18 protein-coding genes are annotated in these 21,826 nt (G+C 65.0%); 8 read left to right on the forward strand and 10 right to left on the reverse strand.

The annotated features are described in order from the left end of the window. The first annotated feature begins 125 nt into the window (after window positions 1-125). The 4 genes from DFP89_RS04370 (at window position 126) to DFP89_RS04385 (ending at window position 3,625) form a co-directional block, all read left to right on the forward strand. Window positions 126-752, forward strand: a complete 627-nt coding sequence (locus DFP89_RS04370) for an HAD-IA family hydrolase (protein ID WP_114348173.1) — start codon at window positions 126-128, stop codon at window positions 750-752. 221 nt (window positions 753-973) lie between these two features. Beyond that, window positions 974-1,255, forward strand: a complete 282-nt coding sequence (locus tag DFP89_RS04375) for a lipid-A-disaccharide synthase N-terminal domain-containing protein (RefSeq protein WP_114348174.1) — start codon at window positions 974-976, stop codon at window positions 1,253-1,255. Beyond that, window positions 1,252-2,826, forward strand: a complete 1,575-nt coding sequence (locus DFP89_RS04380) for an ArnT family glycosyltransferase (RefSeq protein WP_114348175.1) — start codon at window positions 1,252-1,254, stop codon at window positions 2,824-2,826. Before DFP89_RS04375 ends, DFP89_RS04380 begins: the two co-directional genes overlap by 4 nt. Window position 2,827: 1 nt before the next feature. Beyond that, window positions 2,828-3,625 (forward strand): glycosyltransferase family 2 protein, encoded by a 798-nt coding sequence (locus DFP89_RS04385; RefSeq protein ID WP_114348176.1) that lies wholly within the window; start codon window positions 2,828-2,830, stop codon window positions 3,623-3,625. A 17-nt stretch (window positions 3,626-3,642) separates the two neighbouring features. Here DFP89_RS04385 and DFP89_RS04390 read toward each other — a convergent pair whose 3' ends face one another. The 9 genes from DFP89_RS04390 to DFP89_RS04430 form a co-directional block, all read right to left on the reverse strand. After that, on the reverse strand, window positions 3,643-4,416 hold the full coding sequence (locus tag DFP89_RS04390) for a siderophore-interacting protein (protein WP_114348177.1): 774 nt from the start codon (window positions 4,414-4,416) through the stop codon (window positions 3,643-3,645). A gap of 360 nt (window positions 4,417-4,776) precedes the next feature. Next, window positions 4,777-6,027, reverse strand: coding sequence for a cytochrome c (locus DFP89_RS04395; protein WP_114348178.1), 1,251 nt, complete (start codon window positions 6,025-6,027; stop codon window positions 4,777-4,779). Next, a complete protein-coding gene (locus DFP89_RS04400; protein ID WP_114348179.1) occupies window positions 6,024-7,787 on the reverse strand; it encodes a GMC family oxidoreductase in 1,764 nt (587 codons plus the stop codon). The genes DFP89_RS04395 and DFP89_RS04400 overlap by 4 nt, the downstream gene beginning before the upstream one ends. Before the next feature lie 3 nt (window positions 7,788-7,790). After that, complete coding sequence (locus DFP89_RS04405) at window positions 7,791-8,540, reverse strand: gluconate 2-dehydrogenase subunit 3 family protein (RefSeq protein WP_114348180.1); 750 nt, start codon at window positions 8,538-8,540, stop codon at window positions 7,791-7,793. A 204-nt stretch (window positions 8,541-8,744) separates the two neighbouring features. Next, the gene (locus DFP89_RS04410) at window positions 8,745-9,116 is read right to left on the reverse strand and encodes a hypothetical protein (protein WP_147273268.1); all 372 of its coding nucleotides are present in this window, start codon (window positions 9,114-9,116) and stop codon (window positions 8,745-8,747) included. After that, window positions 9,116-10,696, reverse strand: a complete 1,581-nt coding sequence (locus tag DFP89_RS04415) for a tyrosinase family protein (RefSeq protein WP_114348182.1) — start codon at window positions 10,694-10,696, stop codon at window positions 9,116-9,118. Before DFP89_RS04415 ends, DFP89_RS04410 begins: the two co-directional genes overlap by 1 nt. Before the next feature lie 54 nt (window positions 10,697-10,750). Further along, a complete protein-coding gene (locus DFP89_RS04420) occupies window positions 10,751-12,655 on the reverse strand; it encodes a multicopper oxidase family protein (protein ID WP_114348183.1) in 1,905 nt (634 codons plus the stop codon). Between the two features lie 414 nt (window positions 12,656-13,069). Beyond that, the gene (locus DFP89_RS04425; RefSeq protein ID WP_114348184.1) at window positions 13,070-13,324 is read right to left on the reverse strand and encodes a PAAR domain-containing protein; all 255 of its coding nucleotides are present in this window, start codon (window positions 13,322-13,324) and stop codon (window positions 13,070-13,072) included. Window positions 13,325-13,652: 328 nt separating this feature from the next. Beyond that, entirely contained in the window at window positions 13,653-13,967 is a 315-nt protein-coding gene (locus DFP89_RS04430; protein ID WP_114348185.1) for a cupin domain-containing protein, read from the reverse strand. A 250-nt stretch (window positions 13,968-14,217) separates the two neighbouring features. Here DFP89_RS04430 and DFP89_RS04435 point away from each other — a divergent pair, with 250 nt between their 5' ends. Both DFP89_RS04435 and DFP89_RS04440 read left to right on the forward strand, forming a co-directional pair. After that, window positions 14,218-15,732: an aldehyde dehydrogenase (NADP(+)) gene (locus DFP89_RS04435; RefSeq protein WP_114348186.1), complete on the forward strand. Its 1,515-nt coding sequence runs from the start codon at window positions 14,218-14,220 to the stop codon at window positions 15,730-15,732. Beyond that, window positions 15,729-16,475 (forward strand): FadR/GntR family transcriptional regulator, encoded by a 747-nt coding sequence (locus DFP89_RS04440; protein ID WP_114348187.1) that lies wholly within the window; start codon window positions 15,729-15,731, stop codon window positions 16,473-16,475. Before DFP89_RS04435 ends, DFP89_RS04440 begins: the two co-directional genes overlap by 4 nt. Here DFP89_RS04440 and DFP89_RS04445 read toward each other — a convergent pair. Then, window positions 16,472-18,019 (reverse strand): phospholipase D family protein, encoded by a 1,548-nt coding sequence (locus DFP89_RS04445; protein WP_114348312.1) that lies wholly within the window; start codon window positions 18,017-18,019, stop codon window positions 16,472-16,474. The two genes, DFP89_RS04440 and DFP89_RS04445, sit on opposite strands and share 4 nt — an antisense overlap. 274 nt (window positions 18,020-18,293) lie before the next feature. Between DFP89_RS04445 and DFP89_RS04450 the strand changes: the two genes are divergently transcribed. Together DFP89_RS04450 and ptsP are read left to right on the forward strand one after the other, a co-directional pair. Next, entirely contained in the window at window positions 18,294-19,550 is a 1,257-nt protein-coding gene (locus DFP89_RS04450; protein ID WP_114348188.1) for an aspartate kinase, read from the forward strand. Between the two features lie 32 nt (window positions 19,551-19,582). Next, entirely contained in the window at window positions 19,583-21,826 is a 2,244-nt protein-coding gene (ptsP, locus tag DFP89_RS04455) for a phosphoenolpyruvate--protein phosphotransferase (protein WP_114348189.1), read from the forward strand.

Genomic DNA, 21,826 nt, shown 5'->3' on the forward strand with positions numbered 1-21,826 from the left:
TTGCCGGCGATAAGCCGGATGACGTCGGGGCAGGCATGCGCGCGTGCCGGTCGCTGATGCCGCCTGACGCCGCGCCGGGGCAGAGCGATCGCGAAAAGGACAATCGGAAAGGTGTTGTAGGCAGGATGGACGAGATCAAGCAAATATCCGGCAGTTTCGAGGCATATCTGTTCGACATGGACGGGACGCTTCTGACCTCGATCCCGGCGGTCGAGCGGGTCTGGGCGGCGTGGTGCAAGCGCGTCGTCGTGCCCTATGCCGATGTGCTTGCCTATATGCATGGCCGCCGCGCCATCGACACCGTGCGTCACTTCGCGCCGCCGCATGTCTCGGTCGAGGACGAGGCCGCCTGGGTCGAGGCGCAGGAGATCGCGGATGTCGATGGCGTGGTCGCGATCGACGGCGCGGTCGAGCTGCTTTCCTCGCTGCCGGCCGAAAAATGGGCGGTCGTGACATCGGCCAGCCGGGCGCTGGCATTGCGTCGCCTGACGGCGGCGGGTCTGCCGCTGCCATCCACGCTGATCACCTCGGACGATGTGCGCCAGGGCAAGCCCGACCCCGAGGGCTTTCTGCTTGCCGCCGAACGTCTTGGGGCCGATATCGCAAGATGCCTGGTCTTTGAGGATGCCGATGCGGGCTTGCAGGCCGGGCGTGCGGCCGGGGCGCAGGTGATCCGGGTCGCCGGTCCGCACGGCGCCGCACAGACCGTCGACGCGCCGACGATCAGCGGCTTTACGGGGCTTCGCCTCTAGGCCGGATCCGCCCCGAACACGGCTTCGAGAAATGATATTGCCCGGCGGGTCATCCGCGCCGGACCCGGAATGCTGCCCGGATGCCCCGCTTGATCGCGTCACGTCCCCATTTTCGACGGCAAGTTTCTTCGGCCCTGCAAGCTGAGCGCAAGGTTGCCGCCTGACGATCCCCTCGAAGCCGCCGATCAGGGCATGAGCGGTCGAGCGGCGAAGGACGGGACATGACGAGCACAAACACGATCTGGCTGGTCACCGGCTTTGCCGGTCAACTGCTTTTCACCTCGCGGTTTCTGATCCAGTGGATCGCCAGCGAGCGCGCGCGGCGCAGCGTCGTGCCTCTGGCCTTCTGGTGGTTCAGTCTGGCGGGCGGAGGGACCTTGCTGGCCTATGCGCTGTGGCGCCATGACCCGGTATTCGCCATCGGGCAGGCATCTGGCCTGTTGGTCTATCTGCGCAACCTGAAGTTGATCGGAACCCAGCGCAAGGCCGAGCTGTCGCAATGAGGCCGGGTCTGTCCGTTCCGCTGGCCATGGCCTGCCTGCTGCTGACCGCATCGGCCGGCCTGCTGCTGCGACCGCTGACCCCGATCGACGAGACCCGATATCTTGCCGTGGCATGGGAGATGCACCAGTCCGGGAACTGGCTGGTGCCGACCAGGAATTTCGCCATCTACAGCGACAAGCCGCCGCTGCTGTTCTGGGCCATCAACCTTGTCTGGCTGGTCACCGGCGTCAGCGAGCTTGCGGCGCGGCTGATCGGCCCGGTCCTTGGCTGTCTTGCCTTGTGGCTGACCGCCATTCTGGGCCGCCGGCTCTGGCCCGCTGACCGAGGCATCGGCGGCGATGCGGCGCTGGCTCTGGCCGGTCTGGCCGTGTTCGCGCTGGCTGCCAGCCTGACGATGTTCGACGTTCCGCTGACGGTCTGTGTGCTTCTGGGGCTGATCGCGCTGTTCGATGCCGGACAAGAGGGCGCGGGCCTGCGCCCCTGGGCGGTCTTTGGCGCGGCAATTGCGCTTGGCGTGCTGACCAAGGGGCCGGTGATCCTGTTCCACCTGCTGCCACCGGCAATCCTGTTGCCCTTGTGGAGCCACGCTCCGTTCGACTGGCGCAGGCTGCCGCGCCGCCTGGGCTTTGGCCTGCTGGTCGCTTTGGCGTTGCTGGCGCTGTGGCTGGTGCCGGCCGCCACGCTGGGGGGCAGCGAATATCGCGCCGCGATCCTGTGGCATCAAAGCGCCGGGCGCCTGACCGAGTCCTTTGCCCACGCCCGGCCATGGTGGTTCTTTCTGGCGCTGTTGCCGGTTCTGGGCTTTCCGCTGCTCTGGGCGCCGGCACTGTGGAGGGCCGCGGTGACGCGCGAATGGCGCTCCGACCGGGGTTTGCGGCTTTGCCTGCTTTGGCCGGGGGCGGCGCTGATCCTGTTCAGCCTGACCAGCGGCAAGCAGATCCACTATCTTGTGCCCGAACTGCCGGCGCTGGCGCTGATCGCCGCCCGGCTGGGGCGCGGCGTCCCGCGTTTCGGCCTGCTGCCGGCCGTTGCCGTGCTGGGGCTGGGCGCCGTCGCGGCCGTGCTGGCGGCCGCTGGTCTGCTGCCGCTGGGCAGGATGGAAAGCCCGCTTACCCCGCGCACCGCGCTGCTGGCATGGGCGCTGATCACGCTGTCCCTGGGGTTCTTTGCGACCCGTCTGCGCGGGCTCAGGGGGGCGATGCTGCTGTCGCTGGGCGGTCTTCTGGCCGTCAATCTGCTGATCGGCATGACCGGCTTTGCCAAGGTCTATAGCAGCCATCCGATTGCCGAACAGATCGGCCCCCGCCAGCGCGGCGGGCTGGCGCTGCTCGGGACGAGCTATCATGCCCAGTTCAATTTCGCTGCCCGGCTGACCGATCCGGTCGCGCTGTTGGCCGACGACAAGGCCGTCAGGACATGGATCGGCGCCCATCCGCAGGGCCTGCTGATCGGTGAAATCGACCAGGCCGACATGGCCTGGCCGCCGCAAAGGACCATCCTGTTCCGGAACCGGGACTGGGGCATCTGGTCGGCGGCCGAGGCCCCCAATGACCCCGTGAAGGAACCCTGAGATGCATGACGAAGCCATAGACATATCCGTGGTGATCCCCGTCCGTGACGAGGCCGGCTCGATCGCGCCGCTGCTTGACGAGGTTGCCGCCGCGCTGGCAGAGCGCGCCTTCGAGGTGATCGTCGTCGATGACGGATCCGGGGACGGCACCAGCCAGATCCTGCAAAGGCTGGCGACGCGCCACCCCCGGCTGCGGCACCATCGCCATCCGCAGTCGCGCGGGCAGTCAGCCGCCATCCGCAGCGGCGTCCGGCTGGCGCGCGGGCCGCTGATCGTCACGCTGGACGGCGACGGGCAGAACCCGCCCGACCAGATCCCGGTCCTGCTGGCCGCGTTCGATGCCGGCAATCCGCGGCTTGGCCTCGTGCAGGGGCAAAGGCTGGTGCGGCAGGACAATCTGGGCAAGAAGCTTGCCTCGCGCCTGGCCAACCGGATCCGCATGGCGCTGCTGCATGACGGGGTCAGCGATTCGGGTTGCGGCCTCAAGGCGTTTCGCCGCGAGGCCTATCTGGAGCTGCCCTTCTTCGATCACATCCACCGCTTCATGCCGGCGATGATGCTGCGCGAGGGCTGGCAGATCGCGACGGCCGGGGTGATGCACCGGCCGCGCGGCAGCGGCCGCTCGAAATATTCCAATATCGCGCGCGGGCTGGTGGGTATTCCCGACCTGCTTGGCGCGGCCTGGCTGATCCGCAGGTCCGGCCGTGGCGAGCCCGCCCCGCCACTGGCGACGGGTCCGCATCTGACGCTGAATGCCAGACCGGCATCCGGACCCGCACATGAGGACATCCCGTCCTGACCGACCGGCGCCGTGAATCAGTCAAGGATCTCCTTGTCCGAGGCATCGGCCTGTCCCCGAACCCAGTAGCCCGCCGCCCGGATCCATCCCGGCGGATGGCCAAGTCCCAGCACATGCTGGCGCAGGGCACGGGCGACGGCGGCCTCGGCGGCAATCCAGACAAAGGTGCCGGGGGCAGGGCGCAGGGGCCGCAACGCCCCGAGCAGCGGCGCCGGATCGGCGGCTTCGGCCAGCGGGCGATGGATCCAGCGCAGATCCAGATCTGCGGCGCTTTCAAGCTTCTGCTCGTCGGCCGGACCGGGGACGGCCGCGATGACCGTGGCGCGGGTGCCGGCGGGCAGTTCCTCAAGGAAACGCCCGATCGCGGGCAGGGCGGTCTCGTCGCCGACAAAGATCCAGTTCGGGACGGTCCCCGAAATGACGCGCGAGCCGCGCGGCCCGGCGATCTTCAGCGTCTCGCCCGCACGGGCCTTGCGCGCCCAGCCAGAGGCCGGGCCGTCGCCGTGATCGACGAAATCGATCACCAGTTCGCGCCGCGCCGTGTCGAAGGCGCGGGGGGTATAGTCGCGGGCCTCAAGCGCGCCATCCGGGCCGGGGACAAGCACCTTGATGTGGTCGTCGGCCGCCGCGCTTTCGAAATCGGCCAGTTCGTCGCCCCGCAGGGTGACGCGGATCATGTGCGGGGTCAGGTGCGCGACTTCGGCAATCACCGGCTCGCGGCGGCGGATCTCGTATTTGACCCGCTGGATCCGGGGGGCAGCGATACGGTTGGTCGTGTCGTCGTTGGGCATCTGCGTTTCCTTGTCTTCCATATCCCCGGCGGGACCGGGCCAGGCATGGGATGCGGCAATGGATTGGCCACGCGGTCCATGGGGACAGGCAATGGCGGCGCATCCGGGTGAGGATCCATCGTCAGGCGTCGTTCCTTGTTCCCATACCGCGAATTCTGCGGCGCCTGCGTCATGCCGGAACGGCAAAGTAAGATGCGCAGGGCGGTTCTGTCGGGGATCGGGCTGGCGTCTGGCTGGCTTGCGCGGAGTAAAAGCATCACCGGGACGCGGGATCAACCCCGGAAAGCTGGCGGCCAGTGCATATTCCCGCGAGGCATTGCGCAAAGGCAGGGCGCGGCGGGCAGGGCACTGCGGGCCGGCTCAGGGTTGCAATGCCGCGCGGGCAGTTGCGACCTGCTCGGTCGAAACCGGCGCGGCGGTGTTTCCAAATGCGTTGCGCACATAGGTCACGACATTGGCGATGTCATTGTCGCTCAGCGCCCAACCCAGGCTTGGCATGGCCGGACCGGTCGGTGCGGCCGGGGTGGCGACGGCGCGGCTGCCGGCCAGAACCACATGCAGCACCGATGTCGGTTCCTCGGCATTGACCGACCCGGCACCGGCGAGGCTTGGGAAAAGGCCGGGATAGCCTTCGCCGTTGTCGAAATGACAGGCCGAGCAGCGGTCCTTGTAGATCCTTGCGCCGGCCTGCATCCGCATGTCGGTTTCCGGCAATGCGGCGGCCAGCGGCTTGCCGGATCTGCCGGGCTGGCTTTTCAGATAGACGGCGACGGCCTTCAGATCTCCGTCGGTCCACATCCGCGACGAATGCCGGATCACGTCCATCATGCCGCCCGATGCGATGTCAAAGCGGTTCGCGCCGGTTTTCAGATAGGCGATGATGTCCTGCTCCTCCCATGCGCCAAGCCCGGCCTCGGCATCGCCGGTGATGTTCGGCGCCACCCAGTTCTCGATGATGGCGCCGGTCAGGTGCTCGGAGGACTTGTCGCCCATGGTGATGGTCTTGCCCGAGTGGCATGCGCCGCAATGGCCGGGGCCTTCGACGATATAGCCGCCGCGGTTCCATTCCGCCGATTGCGCCGGATCGGGTTTGAAGGCGTCGGGTTTGAAATTGATCATGTTCCAGGCGATCATGCCGGTGCGGATATCGAAGGGGAATTTCAGCTCGTTTGAATTGATCTGCGCCGGGGCGGGCTGCTGCGCCATGATCCAGGCATAGAGATCGGCGATATCCTCGTCAGTCATGTTCGAGAAGGCCGGATAGGGCATCGCCGGATAAAGCCGCTTGCCGCCCTGGCCGATCCCTTCGCGCATGGCGGCGTCGAATTCCTTCAGCGTCATCTTGCCAATGCCGTTTTCGCGGTCGGGGGTGATGTTCGAGGAGATGATCGCGCCGACCGGCGTTTCAAATCGCAGGCCGCCGGCAAGCGGCGCCCCGCCCGGCGCGGTATGGCAGGCTGCGCAATCGCCAAGAATGGCGATATAGCGGCCTCGCTCGGTCTGGGCAAAGCCGAACCGCTCATAGGTTTGTTGCGCCGATGCGGTCGGCACCGACAGGATGAGCGCGGCGAAACCGGCCGCGACGGAGATCGGGCTGAATGCGTGCGTCATGTTGGGGCCAGGGGTCCAGGGGATTTCAGGTAAAGGTCGCGGATCGCCGCGCCCGCCCAACCGGCGAGCGCGCAGACCGTACCGGTCGGATTGTAGCCGGGGTTTTGCGGAAATGCCTGCGCACCCACGACGAACAGGTTCGGAACGTCCCAGGATTGCAGATACTTGTTGGTGGCGCTGGTGCTGGGGTCGGCCCCCATGACAAAGCCGCCGACGACATGGCTGGACTGATAGGGCGAGGTGTTCCACGCCCCCTTGATCGGCGCCGGTTCCCAGTGCTTTGCGCCCATCGCCCGCACGATGTCGGTGCATTTGGACACGACATGCTGGGACATGCGGCGGTCATTCTCGGGCCAGTCGAAAGTCATGCGCAAGAGCGGTCTGCCGATGCGGTCCTTGTAGGTCGGATCCAGCGACAGATAGTTGCCGGGGGTCGAAAAGCTGGATGCCTCGCAGCCGACCGACATCGTCGCCTGATACCAGCGTGTCGTTTCCTCTTTCCATTTCGCGCCCCAGCGCGGCGTGCCGGACGGGACGTGGCGCTGCGAGATCGGGGCGCCGCCGATCGGGATGACCCGGGTCGAGCCGCCGCCGAAGAAACCAAGCCCGGCATGGTCGAAATTGTCATTGTTCAGATCGTCCAGCGCGCCACCCGCGGCACCCGAGCCGATGAACGGGTTGAAGGCGACATTCTCGAAGAAGCCGGTAACCGAATTGGGCGTCTGATAGGCATAGTTGCGGCCCGTCACGCCGGTGCCGGTCGCCGGATCATAGGGTTGCCCGACGCCTGAAAGCAGCATCAGCCGCACGTTTTCAAGCTGGAAGCCGCAAACCGCGACCAGATCCGCCGGCTGGAACAGCTCCTCGCCGGCACCGTCCAGATAGACCACGCCGGTTGCGCGCCGTCCGGTGCCATCCTTTTCGATGCGCACCACCTCGGAATTGACGCGGATCTCGATATTGGGCTGCAGCAGCAGCCAGGGCACGACGCAGATCAGCGCGCTGGCCTTGGAGTAATTGGCGCAGCCATAATTGGTGCAGAAGCCGCAATAGGTGCAGGGCCCCATCTTGAGCCCCAGCGAATTGGTATAGGGTTCGGATGGCAGCGCCGAGGGCGAGGGGAACGGATGATAGCCCAGCTCGGCCGCCGCCTTTGCAAACAGCTTCGGCCCATGTGTCTGGACCATCGGCGGCAACGGGTAGTCGTTCTGGCGCGGCCCCTCGAAGGGATTGCCGCCCTCGCGGATCTCGCCCTTCAGGTTGCCCGCCCGGCCCGAGACCCCGGCGAGCTTGTCGAAGGCGTCATAATGCGGCTCGAGCTCGTCATAGGTCAGCCCCCAGTCCTGCACCGTCAGCTCGGCCGGAATGGCGCTTTCGCCGTAACGCTCGACCAGATGCGAGCGCTGACGAAAGATCTCGGGGGTAAAGCGCCAGGTGATGCCGGCCCAGTGCAGGCCCGCCCCGCCGACGCCATTGCCGGGATGGAAACTGCCCCATTGCCGCATCGGCAGGGCGGTTTCGGACACGGTGTTGCGCACGGTGATGCCCGCCTGCGCCGGCTGCACCATCAGCGCCTGGCGCTTGTCGAAACGCAGCTCGTCGGTGACGGTCGAGATGTTGAAATCGCGCGCCGTGTCGCGCCAGGGTCCGCGTTCCAGACACAGAATATCGAGCCCGGTTTCGGCAAGCTGACGTGCCACGATCGACCCGGCCCAGCCCAGCCCGACGATGACGATATCCTTTTTTGGCAATCGGCGCATGGTTCAGCCTTTCCTTGCAGGGGCGGAAGGCGGCACCCAATCGGCACTCCAGGACGGTCCCCCCTTGAGGCCGATCGGGTCAAGCCGCAGCGGCGTTCCGGCGATGTCGAGCGAGTCGAGATAGTCGTAGCGCGCGCCGGGAAAGCCCAGCATCCGCCAGGACACCATGTCCTTGTTGCCGCCATGGATCGGATCGGCGAAAAATCCCTCCATCGTATTGGCCAGCACCTGTTCAAAGAACAGTTCCGCCGGGATCCCGTCGAGGGTGATCTTGCCCGTCTCAAGATCGGCAAGGATCGCATCGCGCCGGTCCTCGGGCAGATCGGCAAAGGCGGCCTGCGCATTCGCCCTGCACCAGCCGTCCAGCGCGGCCAGGCCAAGGCGATAGCGCTGCCTGGCGTCCAGTGGCGACTGGTCGCCCTGCATCGGCGTCCCGTCCTGGAACGGACCTTCGCGGTACTGGCCTGAAAACACTCCATAGGGGCCGGAAAGCTGACGGTCGATGAAATCGACGCAACCCGCGTCCTTGCCCGAGGGCGACAGCGCATCCGCCGGGATCAGACGCTCGACGATCGCGCCGACCGTGCGCGCCTCGTCCGGGGTCAGGAATTGCAATCCCTCGGCCATGGAATCGGCTGGCGGAAAGCCGTCGAACGGCATCCAGACCGGCCGCGATTCTTGTGCCGAAACCTTGCCGAAGCCAAGCAGCAAAGCTGCGCCCGCCGCCGTGGTCAGCAGACCACGACGCGTCATGCGTCGACTTTTCATGTCGCGCCTCGCACGTAAATTCAATCTGTTGAAGGAAGGTACCGGCGCTCTGACTTTTCCGAGCACCGCAGGAGTCTTTATAAAAGGCTGCCTCAAGCCGGGGGGCATTTCAAGAATTATCTGGCGCGGATCGGTGCCGCGACGCCGTGCGGGGCTTGGCGGGGCGACGCATGAGCGCCTTGCAGCCGATCAGTCCAGAAATGCCGCCACTTCAAGCAGTCCGGGCGACCCGTCCGGGCGCCGGGGGTCGAGGACGGCGATGCACAGGCTCAGCCGGGCATTGTCGGCGGCGGTCGCCGGCAGGGCGAACTGAAAGGACAGCCGCGCCTGCGCGCCGCTGCCGCCATGGCCGCTGGCGCTGGCCAGCACCGTGCCGTCGCGGGTCAGGATCGTGACCGAGCCCGCCGAAGACACCGGGCCGGTCATCACGTCAAGGCCAATGATCTCGGCGGCACCCGGCACGCGCGGCAAGGTCAGCTCGACCGGCTGCGACCCCGGCGGGCAGCCCCCCGCCATGCCCGCCTGAGCGGCACTCAGCATGGCGAGGGATCCGAGCAGCATCAGAATGTACCGATCTCCACCGAAAGAAGTTCGGCTCCGATGCTACGCTCTTCTCCGTCATCGGCAATGGCGACGGAGACCAGGAAGGGCTGGCCCGCGAGCAGCGTCCCGGCTTTCTGCATCTGGTCCAGCGCCGCGTCGATGGGAATGGTGAAGCTGACCGGCGCCACATGGTGCAGCCGGGTGCCGAAGAATTCGAAGCTGCCGGCGAATTCCGGCCCTTCGGGGTTCAGAACCGGCTGGGTGCCGGTCGGATGCAGGAACACGTCAAAGCTCAGCCCGCCGACATCCTGAGGGGGCGCGATCGTGATGCGCGCGAACTGGCTAGAGACATCGGGCGATTTGTCCACCGACGCGATCAGTGCCGCGTCGGGCACCATCTCCATGGTGGCGGAACTGGCGGATTCCAGCGCCGCCGCCTGATTGACGATCGCGGCCTGCGCCGCAAGCCGCGGCGGCTCTTCGGCAATGTCGCCGCTGCCAGCGGTATAGGCATAGTCGAAATCGCCAATGGCGAAATAATCGGCGGCCGTGATCTTGTCGGTCACCGGATTGCCGTTGCGATCGACAAAGAACAGATAGGGCTCCTTGTCATATTGTTCGGTCAGGCTGGTCACCGGCCCGATTGGCCCGCCGTTTCTGATCTGCTTGCGGGTCCAGACATCCCAGAGCCGGTCGATATTGCAGTGATGCATGAAGAAGATCGGATCGAGCGGCGACAGGAATTCGGTCATCAGCCCCTCGGGCGAGACGGTGCCGCCGACATTGTTATGCACCTTGTTATGCGGCTGACCTTCCAGAATCGAGAAGCCCGCCATCACATGATGGCTGTCGGTGACGGGGCTGTTGAAATACAGCTCCCCGACCACCATGGTTCTGGGGTCCTTCACGAAACCTGTCGGCCGCAAGGCAGAGAGAACGGTCGGCAACGAGACCGCCTGACGGGTTATCGGATCAAGATCCGGGGCATCCCGCGTCAGCAAGCGGGCATTGCCCTGATCGGCGAAGGCACTATAGGCATCGCTCCAGAGCGCGCCGAAATCGGCATAGTGGCGCAGCTGTTCCTGCGCCAGCTGGGCGGGCGAGAAACTGTTCCACTCGGCCTGCATGACGGGTTTCAGCTTTGCCTCGAAATCCGCGTGGGTGGCGATATATAGCGGGCTTTCCACCGGGTTCAGCACGCCCTCGAAGAAGGTCTCGGGCAACCGGGGCAGGTCGGTCCAGTCCCAATAGGGCAGGGCGAAATCGGCATAGCCGCTGAGTTCGCGGCAGATCTGTTCGAAATGGCCGATAAAGCCGCGATGCCAGTTGGTGAACCACCAATTGCCATGCGGGCAGTCCAGCAGGTGGATGAAGGCGATCCGGTACCAGTTGCGGCGATCGTCCAGAGGCAGTTGCAGCATGGTTTCGACCGCCTTGCGATAGGCGGCAAGATCCTGTTCGGCCTCGGGGCTGGCCAGGTTCTTGCGCAGATACCTGGCCTCGGCGCGGGCGATGCGGGGCGCAAATAGCAGCGCACCACCCGCCACCGCCGTTCCCAGAAGGGTGCGGCGCGTGAGGCCGGCCTGAATGCTGGGCATGTGATCCTCCTTGACAGAAATGCTGGTTGGAAATGTCGCGTGGGGCGCGCGTGATCAGTGATGATTGCCGACCACGCCCCCGGTGCCATCGGGAATGGCGATGCGGATATTCTGCATCATGCCCTGATCCTCATGGTCGAGAATGTGGCAATGCAGGACAAATTCACCGATATAGCGCTGATAGCGGGTGCGGATGGTGATCGTGTACTTGCCCTTTGGCGAGGTGCCGAGATTCTTGACCATCAGCGTGTCCTTCCAGACCCCTTTCAGCCCCGGATATTGCGGATCCCCGGCATCGGAGGCAGCGGCCGCGCTGACATCGTTCCCGTTTGCATCGAGGATCGACACCACCTGAAACGGATTCACATGGATATGAAAGGGATGGCTGACGAAGTTCGAGCTGAGCTTCCATTCATCGACCCCGCCCAGCATCAGCGTCCGGTCGATGCGATCCGCGGCATAGGGCTGTCCGTCGATCTGGAAGACGGTCTTGTGCGGGATCGAGGTGTCGATATTGAAGACCAGCTCCTGCGTGCCTGTCACCTCGCTTGCGCCGATGTCGGGATGGGGCACGAAGCGGGTCAGCTTCAGCCCGTCACGCAGGTCATTCGCAACCGTCTCGGCAATGTCCTGCGGCATGTTGCGCTTGGTTGCGGCGACGAGCCATTTGGTCAGATAGCTGCCCAGATCCTCGGACACCGCCGTGCCGTCCTGAGCCGTCACAAGCGCGAGCAGCCTGCGGTTCGGCGGCCCCTGGTTGATATTGGCCGCAGAGGGTGAGGGCGCGTCGATGACGCAATATTCCCCGGCCGTCGGGAACACCACCAGAAGATCGGCACGATATCCGGGCTGCAGGATGGTTTCCATGCGGGTCTGTGCGGCGGACATGGTCAGCCCGTCCTGGGCGATCAGGTGATAGTTCAGTGTCTTCGGGCCGCAGTTCTTTTCGATCCAGCTGTCATTTTGCTGAGCCGTCAGGTTTTCGGGCTCGGCATCGCCGATCTTGGGGCGAATCTCGAAATTGATGGTGTCGCGCACGCCGGCATGGATCAGCCGCCAGCGCTCGACCGCACCCACCGTCGCCGGGTCGAAATCCCCCAGGACCCGGCCGTTGATCGAGGTGTAGCGTCCAGAGGCGTCCCAGCTTCCCGGCCCGAACTGGTCATAGCTTTCGATGCTGCCGGTCTGGTCCGGCTTGCAGTCATAGTTCGGCGTGCCGTCCGGGTTGGTCCCGCAGGCATATTGGATCTGCTGGAACAGCAGCACCCGGTTGCGGATCGGCGCGCCGGCATCATCGATCAGCAGCGTGTCGATATCGCCATTGGCGGAACTGCTGGGTTTCCTGTCGCCAGAGATGATCAGCGCCCCCGCCATGCCGCTGGAGACCTGAAGCGCGGTCGAGCCGTGCAGATGCGGATGATACCAGTAGGTTCCGGCCGGGTGATCCTCGGGGATGTTGTATTCATACTGGAACGAGACCCCGGGGCGCAGCGAGATCAGCACATTGTCGCCGTTTCCCGACGGGTTCACCCAAAGCCCGTGCGCATGCATGTTGGTGCCATTGAAGCAATGCGGGATATTGATGTTGCCGTCCGGCACATGGCCGCAGCTCGGGTCGGCGGGCAGCTGGTTGTGCAGCGTCAGGCGCACGGTCTGGCCCGGATGCGCGAAAATGGTCGGCGATACGATCGGCGCATCCGGGCCGGGTGGGGTCGTGGCCTTCGCATCGACATAGCCCCGCAGGTGCAGTTTCTGGAACTCGCCATTGGCAGGATTGTAGATCTGCCGCTCGACATAGGTCAGCTGCATGTCGAAGCCGGCAACCTCGTCGGTCGTCGCATGCAGCGATACCGGATTGGCGGTGAACACCGCCGGGTTCTCGATGGTGCGCATTTCCTGACCAAAGGCCGCCTGCGTCCCAAGCAGCATGAAGCCAAGCGAAACAAACCTGCCGATCATGGCGGACCTCTCTGGGAATAAAGCGTGAATGCGCTTACCAGCGGGTAAGCGCGTGAATTACTTGCCTCGGTCTGAAGCGAACTCCGAAAGCCGCACGCTCCCGGCCCACAAAAATGGCCAGGTGCGACAGAGATTGAACATGCGAATCAACGTGTTGATGCGCTTATCTGAATGCTAGCACGAGTCCGCGATTCGGTGATCGCGAAATTGCACGGTCCAGAATTGTTCTTGTTCAGGTTGCAATGACCTAGCCTGCCGGAGCTGTTATCTGGCGGATATCGCGGCCACGATGTCGCGGCCAAACCGGGCCGGGGCGCCCGGTTCGGGATCGGATCGATCATGACGGATCATATGGGCATGCCGCACGAGGCGGCGCGGATCCGCCCTAGCATTCTTGCCGAGGCAGCGGGCGGGTTACGAGGCGAAGGTCGCCGAACCCGAGCATTCGATGATGACGCCGCCGCAACTGGTCTTGGAGCCCAGATAGGCAACCGGGCGTCCATCCAGCGTCGCCCCGGCTTTTCCCTCAAGGATGACGCCGCCGCAGGCGCATTTGTCGCCGACACGGGCGATGGCGCGACCGTCCACGGTGCTGCCGCCGCCCTCGATGACGACATTCGGGCCATGCTGGGGGCAGGCATGCTTGTCACCGACGCGGGCCACGATCATCGGCTGTCCTTCCTGAATCTGGTTCGGGCCATGATTGCCCTGCTGATTGCTCTCGGCAGCATAGCGCAGGTTCGTGCCGATGCACTACCGGATAGGTGCTCTGATCGGAATTTTTGGTGTTTTCTTGTATATTTTCTATTTTTATCAAAATATTGTAATGAACATTTGCAGTAAATTATGCTGAAAGCCTTGCCGGTCCAGACCCGTTGGCCAAAGATGCGGCGATCAGGCCGATCCATGCTGAAATATGAATGTTTCCAGATCGTTGATCTGAATTTCTTAGGTCGAATCACGAAATTCGAGGCTGACTATCATCCGCCCGGCGGCCTCAGAGAAAATCGTCGCGGCGGGGGGTGAAGCAGTCGATCAGCTCACCCGCTTCAAGGCATTCGCAGCCATGCACGACGCCCGAGGGGATGACCAGACTGTCACCCGGATGCAGGTCATGGGCGACGCCGTCGCGGAAGAACCGGAAGCGACCGCGCGCGACATAGGTCGATTGCACATGCGGATGGCTGTGCAGCGCCCCTTGCGCCCCGGTCTGAAAACGGAACGAGACCACCATCAGCTCGGGCGAGTCCGACAGGACCTGACGCTGAACACCGGCATCGGGATGGGCAACCGGATAGACGGGCAGGGACATGGCGATTCTCCGTTCCTGATGACCCGCATATACTGATACCAAAAATGTCATACAAGTATCCCATATCGGCCATCACGCAGCTCGGGCACATCCATTTTCCCCAGCAATTGAGCGGTTATGCCTCCCGATCAGAACGGCTTGGCCCAGCCAGCTTGACAGCAGTCATATGATATGTTGACTGCCATCCGGGCTAGCCCGTCATGCCCCGCCCCCTCATTCCCTTCCGCCTTCGACCGCACAGGAGTCTCCGATGACCTTCACCCCTCATGGCAAGCACCTGATCGCCGGCGACTGGGTTGGCGGCGCCGAGACATTCCAGTCCGAACCCGCCCACGGCTCTGCCCATGCCTTTGCCGTCGGCACCGTCGATCTGGTGGATCGCGCCTGCGCGGCGGCCGAGGAGGCCTTCTGGTCCTATGGCTATTCCACCCGCGAGACCCGCGCCGATTTTCTTGACGCCATCGCCAATGAGATCGAGGCTCGCGCCGAGGCCATCACCCAGATCGGCAGTCAGGAAACCGGCCTGCCCGAAGCGCGATTGCAGGGCGAGCGCGGCCGCACCGTTGGCCAGTTGCGGCTCTTCGCCAATCACATCCGCAAGGGCGACTATCTGGACCGCCGCCATGACGCCGCGCTGCCCGACCGCCAGCCGCTGCCGCGCCCCGATATCCGGCTGATGGAACGCCCCATCGGCCCGGTCGCGGTCTTTGGCGCCTCGAATTTCCCGCTGGCCTTCTCGACCGCGGGCGGCGACACCGCCGCCGCGCTGGCCGCCGGCTGTCCGGTGGTTGTGAAAGGCCATTCCGCCCATCCCGGCACCGGCGAGATCGTGGCCGAGGCCGTTCACGCGGCGATCAAGTCCTGCAACCTGCATCCCGGCGTCTTCAGCCTGATCCAGGGCGGGCGGCGCGATGTCGGCTCGGCGCTGGTGACGCATCCGCTGATCAAGGCGGTGGGCTTTACCGGCTCTCTGGCCGGGGGAAGGGCGCTGTTTGATCTCTGTGCGGCGCGCCCCGAGCCGATCCCCTTCTTTGGCGAGCTGGGCTCGGTCAACCCGATGTTCCTGCTGCCAGAGGCCATGGCCGCGCGGGCCGAGGCGCTGGGTCAGGGCTGGGCCGGCTCGCTGACCATGGGCGCGGGGCAGTTCTGCACCAATCCCGGCATCGCCGTGGTGCTGGACGGCGCGGATGCCGACAAGTTCGTCGCCGCGACCACCGCCGCGCTGGAAAAGGTCGGCCCGCAGACCATGCTGACCGATGGCATCGCCAAGGCTTACCGCGACGGCAAGGACCGCTTCGAGAGCCGCAATGCCGTGCGCAAGGTCCATACCACCCCCTCGGCCGGGCGCGAGGCCAGCCCGAACCTCTATGAGACCACCGCCGACGCCTATCTTCAGGATCACGCGCTTGGCGAAGAGGTCTTCGGCCCGCTGGGGCTGATCGTGCGCGTGGGTTCGGTCGAGGACATGGCCCGGCTGGCGCGCGGCTTCGAGGGGCAGTTGACCGCGACCCTGCATATGGATGCGGGCGATCTGGGCGACGCGCAAAAGCTCTTGCCGGTGCTGGAACGCAAGACCGGCCGGGTGCTGGTCAACGGCTTTCCGACCGGGGTCGAGGTCTGCGACGCCATGGTCCATGGCGGGCCTTATCCGGCCTCGACCAATTTCGGCGCCACCTCGGTCGGCACGATGGCGATCCGCCGCTTCCTGCGCCCGGTCAGCTATCAGAACTTCCCCGTGGCCCTGCTGCCCGCCGACCTGCAATGACGGCCCCGGCGGCCGGCGAGGTCCAGGGCCAGACACTGGTCGTGCAGGTGCGCGAGGCGCTGCGCGGCCAGATGGCCAAGGGGGCATACAGGTCCGGCGACCGGCTGCCCTCCGAGGCACGGCTGACGCAGGAGTTTGGCGTCAGCCGCACCGTCATCCGTGAGGCCATCGCCGCGCTGCGCGCCGATGGTCTGGTCGAGCCGCGTCAGGGCGCGGGCGTCTTTGTGCTGGCCCCGCCTGCCGCCGACGCGCTGCCCTTTCGCAATCTGGATCTGGCCCGTGTCTCGTCCCTGATCGAGATGCTGGAACTGCGCGCCGCCGTCGAAGGCGATGCGGCGGGCTATGCCGCGCGGCGGCGCTCACCGGCGCAAGAGGAAAAGATCATTGAGGCATTCGATGAATTGCGCCGCCTGTCACGCGCCGGAAAGCCTACATCAGAGGCCGATTTCCACTTTCATCTGGCCATTGCCGAGGCGGCGAACAATCCGCGCTTCAGCGAGTTCCTGCGCCTGATCGGCCCGACGATCATTCCCCGCCGCCTGATCGCGGCCGATGACGCGCCGCTGCCGGATGAGTTCCTGCGCATTCTGGATGCCGAACACGAAGCGATCCTGACCGCCATTCAGGGAAATGACGAGGACCGCGCCCGCGCCGCCATGCGCACGCATCTGCGCGACAGCCAGACCCGCTATCGCGGGTTCCTGCGCGGCATGCGGCACGGCGGCAACGGGTCGCCGGATTAAAGCATCCACTCGATCGGCAGGATGCCGACCACAGTCAGCGCCACCTGCTGGAACAGGGTCGCGCCCGGCTCTTGCTGCCAGGTCAGGACCTTGCCCGTGGACTCGGTCTCAAGCCACATCATGCGGTCGTCGGCGGTCAGTTCGGGGCGATAACTGACCTTGTCCAGCGGCCCGTCAAAGCTGCTGCTGACCTGTTTGGCCATGGTCGGGCTGTCGATCAGGAAACCCATCTCGCAATTCAGCGTGGCCGAGCGCGGGTCGAAATTGAACGAGCCGATGAAGATGCGCTTTTCGTCCACGGCGAAGGTCTTGGCATGCAGGCTGGCGCCCGAAAGCCCAAGCGGTTTCAGCTGGGTCTTGGATTCCGGGGCGGCGCCGCCGCGCAGCTTCAGCTCATAGAGCTTGACCCCGGCCTCGAGCAGTTCGCGCCGGTATTTCGTATAGCCGGCATGGACCATCAGCACGTCGGTGGTGTTAAGCGCATTGGTCAGGATATTGACCTGCTTGCCCGACCGCGCCAGCTCGTCGAAAAACGCGGTGCCCGGCTTCCCGGGGATGAAATAGGCCGAGACCAGATCCAGCCGCTGTTCCACCTGCCCGAGGATCTCGGCCAGACGGGTGATCATCAGCTGGTCGCGGCTGGCGATACCCAGTCCCTTGACCGGATCGTCGGCCACCAGCTGCACCTGCGTCCATTCCAGCTGCACGTCACCCTTGGCAAAACGGGCGGCGCTGCTTTCCAGAACGCTCAGCAGATCCTTGGCCTCGGCGCTGTTCTTGACCTCGGCGACGCGGGCGTCAAATCCCGCGCGGTCGCCATCGCCGGCGATGATGTTCTCGATCTCGAAGACCGAGGCGGCGTTCCAGTACTGGTCAAAGACCGCCGCCGTTTGGGGCACGATGCTGCCGATCGCCAGCGCGTCCATATCGACATAGAACGCCTCGCCGATCTGGAAATATTCATTGCCGATATTGCGCCCGCCGATGATTGCGACGGCACCGTCCACGATCATCGACTTGTTGTGCATGCGCCGGTTCATGCGCATGAAATCAATGGCATAACCTGCCATCTTGGGGCTGCGGATGGTCGAGGGGTTGAAGAGCCGGATCTCGAAATTCTCGTCCTGGTTCAGCGCTGCCATGAAGCCGTCCAGCCCCGGCACGCCATTGTCGTCAAGCAGCAGCCGCACCCGCACCCCGCGCTTGGCGGCGCGGTCCAGCGCGTCCAGGAGCAGAATCCCCGAAGTGTCGTCGTGCCAGATGTAATATTGCGCATCGACCGAGGATTGCGCCTCGTCGATCAGCGCAAGGCGGCTGGCCAGCGCATCATGGCCATGGGCCAGCGGCATGACGCCCGAAAGGCCGGGATGGGTCTCTTGCGCAGCCTGCACGCGCTGGCCCAGCAGGGTCTCGGAACTGACCGGCAGCGCCGTCTCGGGCGCGCGCTCTGAGATGTCGGGCAACGGAAAGATCAGCCGCGTGACAAAGATCGCCGCCACAAGGACGATCACGACCGGCAGCAACCCCCGGAAAAAACGCCGCATGTCAACCTCCATCCGCGCCGGAACGGGCTTATGCCGCCGGCAGACCCTTTGAAAACCCGGGGATTCGCCCCGCCGTGTCGCCGGCCCGGTCGCCGCCGCATGGAGCCAATGCCATGCGCGAAGCCGGGACCCGCGCCGCAACCATCATGAAAGCGCTGGCAAAGTGCAAATCCCAAATGTCGATATCTGCAATGAAACCCCCGCCGCCCCTTGTTCTTTTTCGATCCGAGCCATAGAACGCCCCCCGTAAATCTGGCGATACTGGAGGCATGAAATGCCGCTTCTGGTGATGAAATTCGGCGGCACTTCGGTGGCCGACCTGGACCGCATCAAGAATGCCGCGCAAAAAGTCCGGCGCGAGGTGGAGCGTGGCTATGACGTGATCGTCATCGTCAGCGCCATGTCGGGCAAGACCAATGAGCTGGTCGGCTGGGTCGAGGCGACCTCGCCGCTGTTCGACGCGCGCGAATATGACGCGGTCGTCGCTTCGGGCGAGAACGTGACCGCCGGGCTGATGGCGCTGACGCTGCAGGAAATGGACGTGCCGGCGCGCAGCTGGCAGGGCTGGCAGGTGCCGATCAACACCACCGCCCAGCATTCGGCGGCGCGCTTTGTCAATATCCCGCGCAGGAATATCGACCAGAAATTCGCCGAGGGCTTCAAGGTCGCGGTGGTCGCGGGCTTTCAGGGCATCGGCCCGGACGGCCGCGTGACCACGCTGGGCCGGGGCGGCTCGGACACCACCGCCGTGGCCTTTGCCGCCGCCTTCGGGGCCGAGCGCTGCGACATCTATACCGATGTGGACGGGGTCTATACGACCGACCCGCGCATCACCTCGAAAGCGCGCAAGCTTGACAAGATCGCCTTCGAGGAAATGCTGGAACTGGCCAGCCTGGGCGCCAAGGTCCTGCAGACCCGCTCGGTCGAGCTGGCGATGCGCTACAAGGTCCGCCTGCGGGTTCTGTCCTCGTTCGAGGATACCGACGAGAAATCCGGCACTCTGGTCTGCGATGAGGATGAAATCATGGAATCGAAAGTCGTCAACGGCGTCGCCTATTCCCGCGAAGAGGCCAAGATCACGCTGGTCACCGTCGAGGACCGCCCCGGCATTTCCGCCGCGATCTTCGCGCCGCTGGCCGAGGCCGGCGTGAATGTCGACATGATCGTGCAAAACATTTCGGAGCGCGATTACGAGGACCATCCCGGCGCCGTCACCGACATGACCTTCTCTTGTCCGGTCAATCAGGTCGCCCGCGCCAAGAAGGCCATGGAGGATGCGAAAGCCTCAGGCCACATCGCCTATGACGAGTTGGTCGTCGATACCGAGGTGGCCAAGGTCTCGGTCGTGGGCATCGGCATGCGCAGCCATGCCGGGGTCGCGGCGCGCATGTTCAAGGCGCTGGCTGATGAAAATATCAACATCAAGGTGATCTCGACCAGCGAGATCAAGATTTCGGTGTTGATCGACCGCAAATATATGGAACTGGCCGTGCAGGCACTGCATGATGCCTTCGAGCTGGAACAGGTCTGACCCCGGACCCAAAGCCCTGAAGCGGGAGCAATATGCCCGAACGCAAGGACAGTGATTCGCGCAAGCTGCTGCTGCGGCTGCGCGAGACATTGGCGGCCCCCGGTGGCGGTCAGCATCGTCTGGATCAGATCACCCATCACATCGCCGATTCGATGGGGACGCAGGTCTGTTCGATCTATCTGTTCCGCGACGCCGAGACGCTGGAACTCTGCGCGACCGAGGGGCTGAAGCCCGAATCGGTCCACAAGACCCGGCTGCGTCTGGGCGAGGGGCTGGTGGGCCGCGTCGCCCGCACCGGGCGGCATGTGAATTCGGCCAATGCGCCGGCCGAGCCGGGTTTCCGCTATATGCCCGAGACCGGCGAAGAGGTTTACCCCAGCTTTCTTGGCGTGCCGATCCAGCGCGTCGGCGAGAAGCTTGGCGTTCTTGTCGTGCAGTCCCGCGATGCCCGCCAGTTCAGCGAGGACGAGCTTTACGGCCTTGAGGTCGTCGCCATGGTGCTGGCCGAAATGGCCGAGCTGGGCGCATTTCTTGGCTCGCAAAGCGACGGTCTGCCGCAGGCGCATCGCTTTCCGGTCATGTTCCGCGGCACCACCGCGCAAGAGGGTGTGGCCGAGGGCCGCGTCTGGCTGCATGAGCCGCGCGTCGTCATCGCCAATCCGGTGGGCGAGGACCCGCTGAAGGAAAAGGCCCGGCTGAACGAGGGTGTGGCGATGCTGCGCTCGACCGTCGATTCGATGCTGTCGGGGCATGATATGGGTGGCGGCGATTCCGCCGAGGTGATGGAGGCCTATCGCCTGTTCGCCCATTCCCGCAGCTGGCTGCGGCGCATGGAGGAGGGGATCGACCTGGGCCTGTCGGCCGAGGCTGCGGTCGAAAAGGAACAAAGCCAGGCCCGCGCCCGGCTGGAAAGCGCGGCCGACCCTTATCTGCGCGACCGGCTACACGATCTGGACGACCTCTCGAACCGGCTTTTGCGCATCCTCACCGGGCAGGGGCGCGATACCGGCGCCTCGATGCCGGAAAACCCGATCCTTGTGGCCCGCAATATCGGCCCGGCGGAACTGCTGGATTACGGCCGCAAGCTGAAGGGCGTCGTTCTGGAAGAGGGCTCGGTCGGCAGCCATGCCGCCATCGTCGCCCGCGCGCTGGCGATCCCGCTGGTCATCCATGCCGAACGCGTCATCGCCGAGGCGCTGAACGGCGACCCGATCCAGGTCGATGGCGACAGCGGCGTCGTGCATCTGCGTCCCGAGGAAACCGTCGCCAAGGCGTTCCGCGACAAGATGGCCATGCAGGCCGAGGCGCAGCAGCGCTATGCCGGGCTGCGCGATCTGCCCGCCACCGACAAGGCCGGCACCACGGTCCAGCTTTACATGAATGCCGGGCTGATGGCGGACCTGCCCAGCCTTGACGGCTCGGGCGCCGAAGGGGTGGGGCTGTTTCGCACCGAATTGCAGTTCCTGACCCGCACCCGGGTGCCGCGCCGGGGCGAGTTGGCGGGGCTTTATGCCCATGTGCTGGACAGCGCCCATGGCAAGCCGGTGATGTTTCGCACGCTGGACATCGGTTCGGACAAGGTGCTGCCCTATATGAAGCCGCAGGATGAGCCGAACCCCGCGATGGGCTGGCGCGCGATCCGCGTGGGCCTCGACAAGCGCGGCGTCTTGCGCATGCAGTTGCAGGCGCTGATCCGCGCCGCCGTGGGCAAGCCGCTTTACGTCATGTTCCCGTTTATCACCGAGATGGAGGAGTTCGAGGACGCCCATCGCCTGCTGATGGAACAGCTGGCCCGCGAACAGCGCCTGGGCCATCAGATGCCCTCGGATATCCGCGTCGGCGCCATGCTGGAAACGCCCTCGCTGGCCTTTGCGCCCCGGAAATTCTTCGAGATGTGCGACTTCATCTCGGTCGGGGGCAATGACCTCAAGCAGTTCTTTTTCGCCGCCGACCGCGAGAATGAGCGCGTGCGGCGCCGCTATGACACGCTGAATACCTCGTTCATCACCTTGCTGGATCAGATCGTGCAGCGCTGCAACGCCGCCAATGTGCCGGTCTCGTTCTGCGGTGAGGATGCCGGCCGCCCCATCGAGGCGGTGACCTTTGCCGCGCTGGGATTCCGGCGGCTGTCGATGCGTCCGGCCTCGATCGGGCCGGTCAAGCACCTGATCCGGCGCGTCGATCTGGACGAGCTGCGCAAGGTGATCGACGACGCGCGACAGGCCGGCGATACCAATCTGCGCCGACCCGTCACCGAATGGCTGGCGCGCCAGTAG

This window comes from Paracoccus lutimaris (assembly GCF_003337565.1).
GTDB classification, from domain to species: domain Bacteria; phylum Pseudomonadota; class Alphaproteobacteria; order Rhodobacterales; family Rhodobacteraceae; genus Paracoccus; species Paracoccus lutimaris.

Excerpts from the sequence above, each read along its gene's own strand:
- DFP89_RS04415 (WP_114348182.1), bottom strand. The coding sequence starts at position 10,696 with ATGCCCAGCATTCAGGCCGGCCTCACGCGCCGCACCCTTCTGGGAACG.
- DFP89_RS04450 (WP_114348188.1), top strand. The coding sequence starts at position 18,294 with ATGCCGCTTCTGGTGATGAAATTCGGCGGCACTTCGGTGGCCGACCTG.
- DFP89_RS04425 (WP_114348184.1), bottom strand. The coding sequence starts at position 13,324 with ATGATCGTGGCCCGCGTCGGTGACAAGCATGCCTGCCCCCAGCATGGC.
- DFP89_RS04390 (WP_114348177.1), bottom strand. The coding sequence starts at position 4,416 with ATGCCCAACGACGACACGACCAACCGTATCGCTGCCCCCCGGATCCAG.
- DFP89_RS04420 (WP_114348183.1), bottom strand. The coding sequence starts at position 12,655 with ATGATCGGCAGGTTTGTTTCGCTTGGCTTCATGCTGCTTGGGACGCAG.
- DFP89_RS04395 (WP_114348178.1), bottom strand. The coding sequence starts at position 6,027 with ATGACGCACGCATTCAGCCCGATCTCCGTCGCGGCCGGTTTCGCCGCG.
- DFP89_RS04445 (WP_114348312.1), bottom strand. The coding sequence starts at position 18,019 with ATGCGGCGTTTTTTCCGGGGGTTGCTGCCGGTCGTGATCGTCCTTGTG.
- DFP89_RS04385 (WP_114348176.1), top strand. The coding sequence starts at position 2,828 with ATGCATGACGAAGCCATAGACATATCCGTGGTGATCCCCGTCCGTGAC.
- DFP89_RS04430 (WP_114348185.1), bottom strand. The coding sequence starts at position 13,967 with ATGTCCCTGCCCGTCTATCCGGTTGCCCATCCCGATGCCGGTGTTCAG.
- DFP89_RS04375 (WP_114348174.1), top strand. The coding sequence starts at position 974 with ATGACGAGCACAAACACGATCTGGCTGGTCACCGGCTTTGCCGGTCAA.
- DFP89_RS04405 (WP_114348180.1), bottom strand. The coding sequence starts at position 8,540 with ATGACGCGTCGTGGTCTGCTGACCACGGCGGCGGGCGCAGCTTTGCTG.
- DFP89_RS04400 (WP_114348179.1), bottom strand. The coding sequence starts at position 7,787 with ATGCGCCGATTGCCAAAAAAGGATATCGTCATCGTCGGGCTGGGCTGG.
- DFP89_RS04410 (WP_147273268.1), bottom strand. The coding sequence starts at position 9,116 with ATGCTGCTCGGATCCCTCGCCATGCTGAGTGCCGCTCAGGCGGGCATG.
- DFP89_RS04370 (WP_114348173.1), top strand. The coding sequence starts at position 126 with ATGGACGAGATCAAGCAAATATCCGGCAGTTTCGAGGCATATCTGTTC.
- DFP89_RS04440 (WP_114348187.1), top strand. The coding sequence starts at position 15,729 with ATGACGGCCCCGGCGGCCGGCGAGGTCCAGGGCCAGACACTGGTCGTG.
- DFP89_RS04380 (WP_114348175.1), top strand. The coding sequence starts at position 1,252 with ATGAGGCCGGGTCTGTCCGTTCCGCTGGCCATGGCCTGCCTGCTGCTG.
- ptsP (WP_114348189.1), top strand. The coding sequence starts at position 19,583 with ATGCCCGAACGCAAGGACAGTGATTCGCGCAAGCTGCTGCTGCGGCTG.
- DFP89_RS04435 (WP_114348186.1), top strand. The coding sequence starts at position 14,218 with ATGACCTTCACCCCTCATGGCAAGCACCTGATCGCCGGCGACTGGGTT.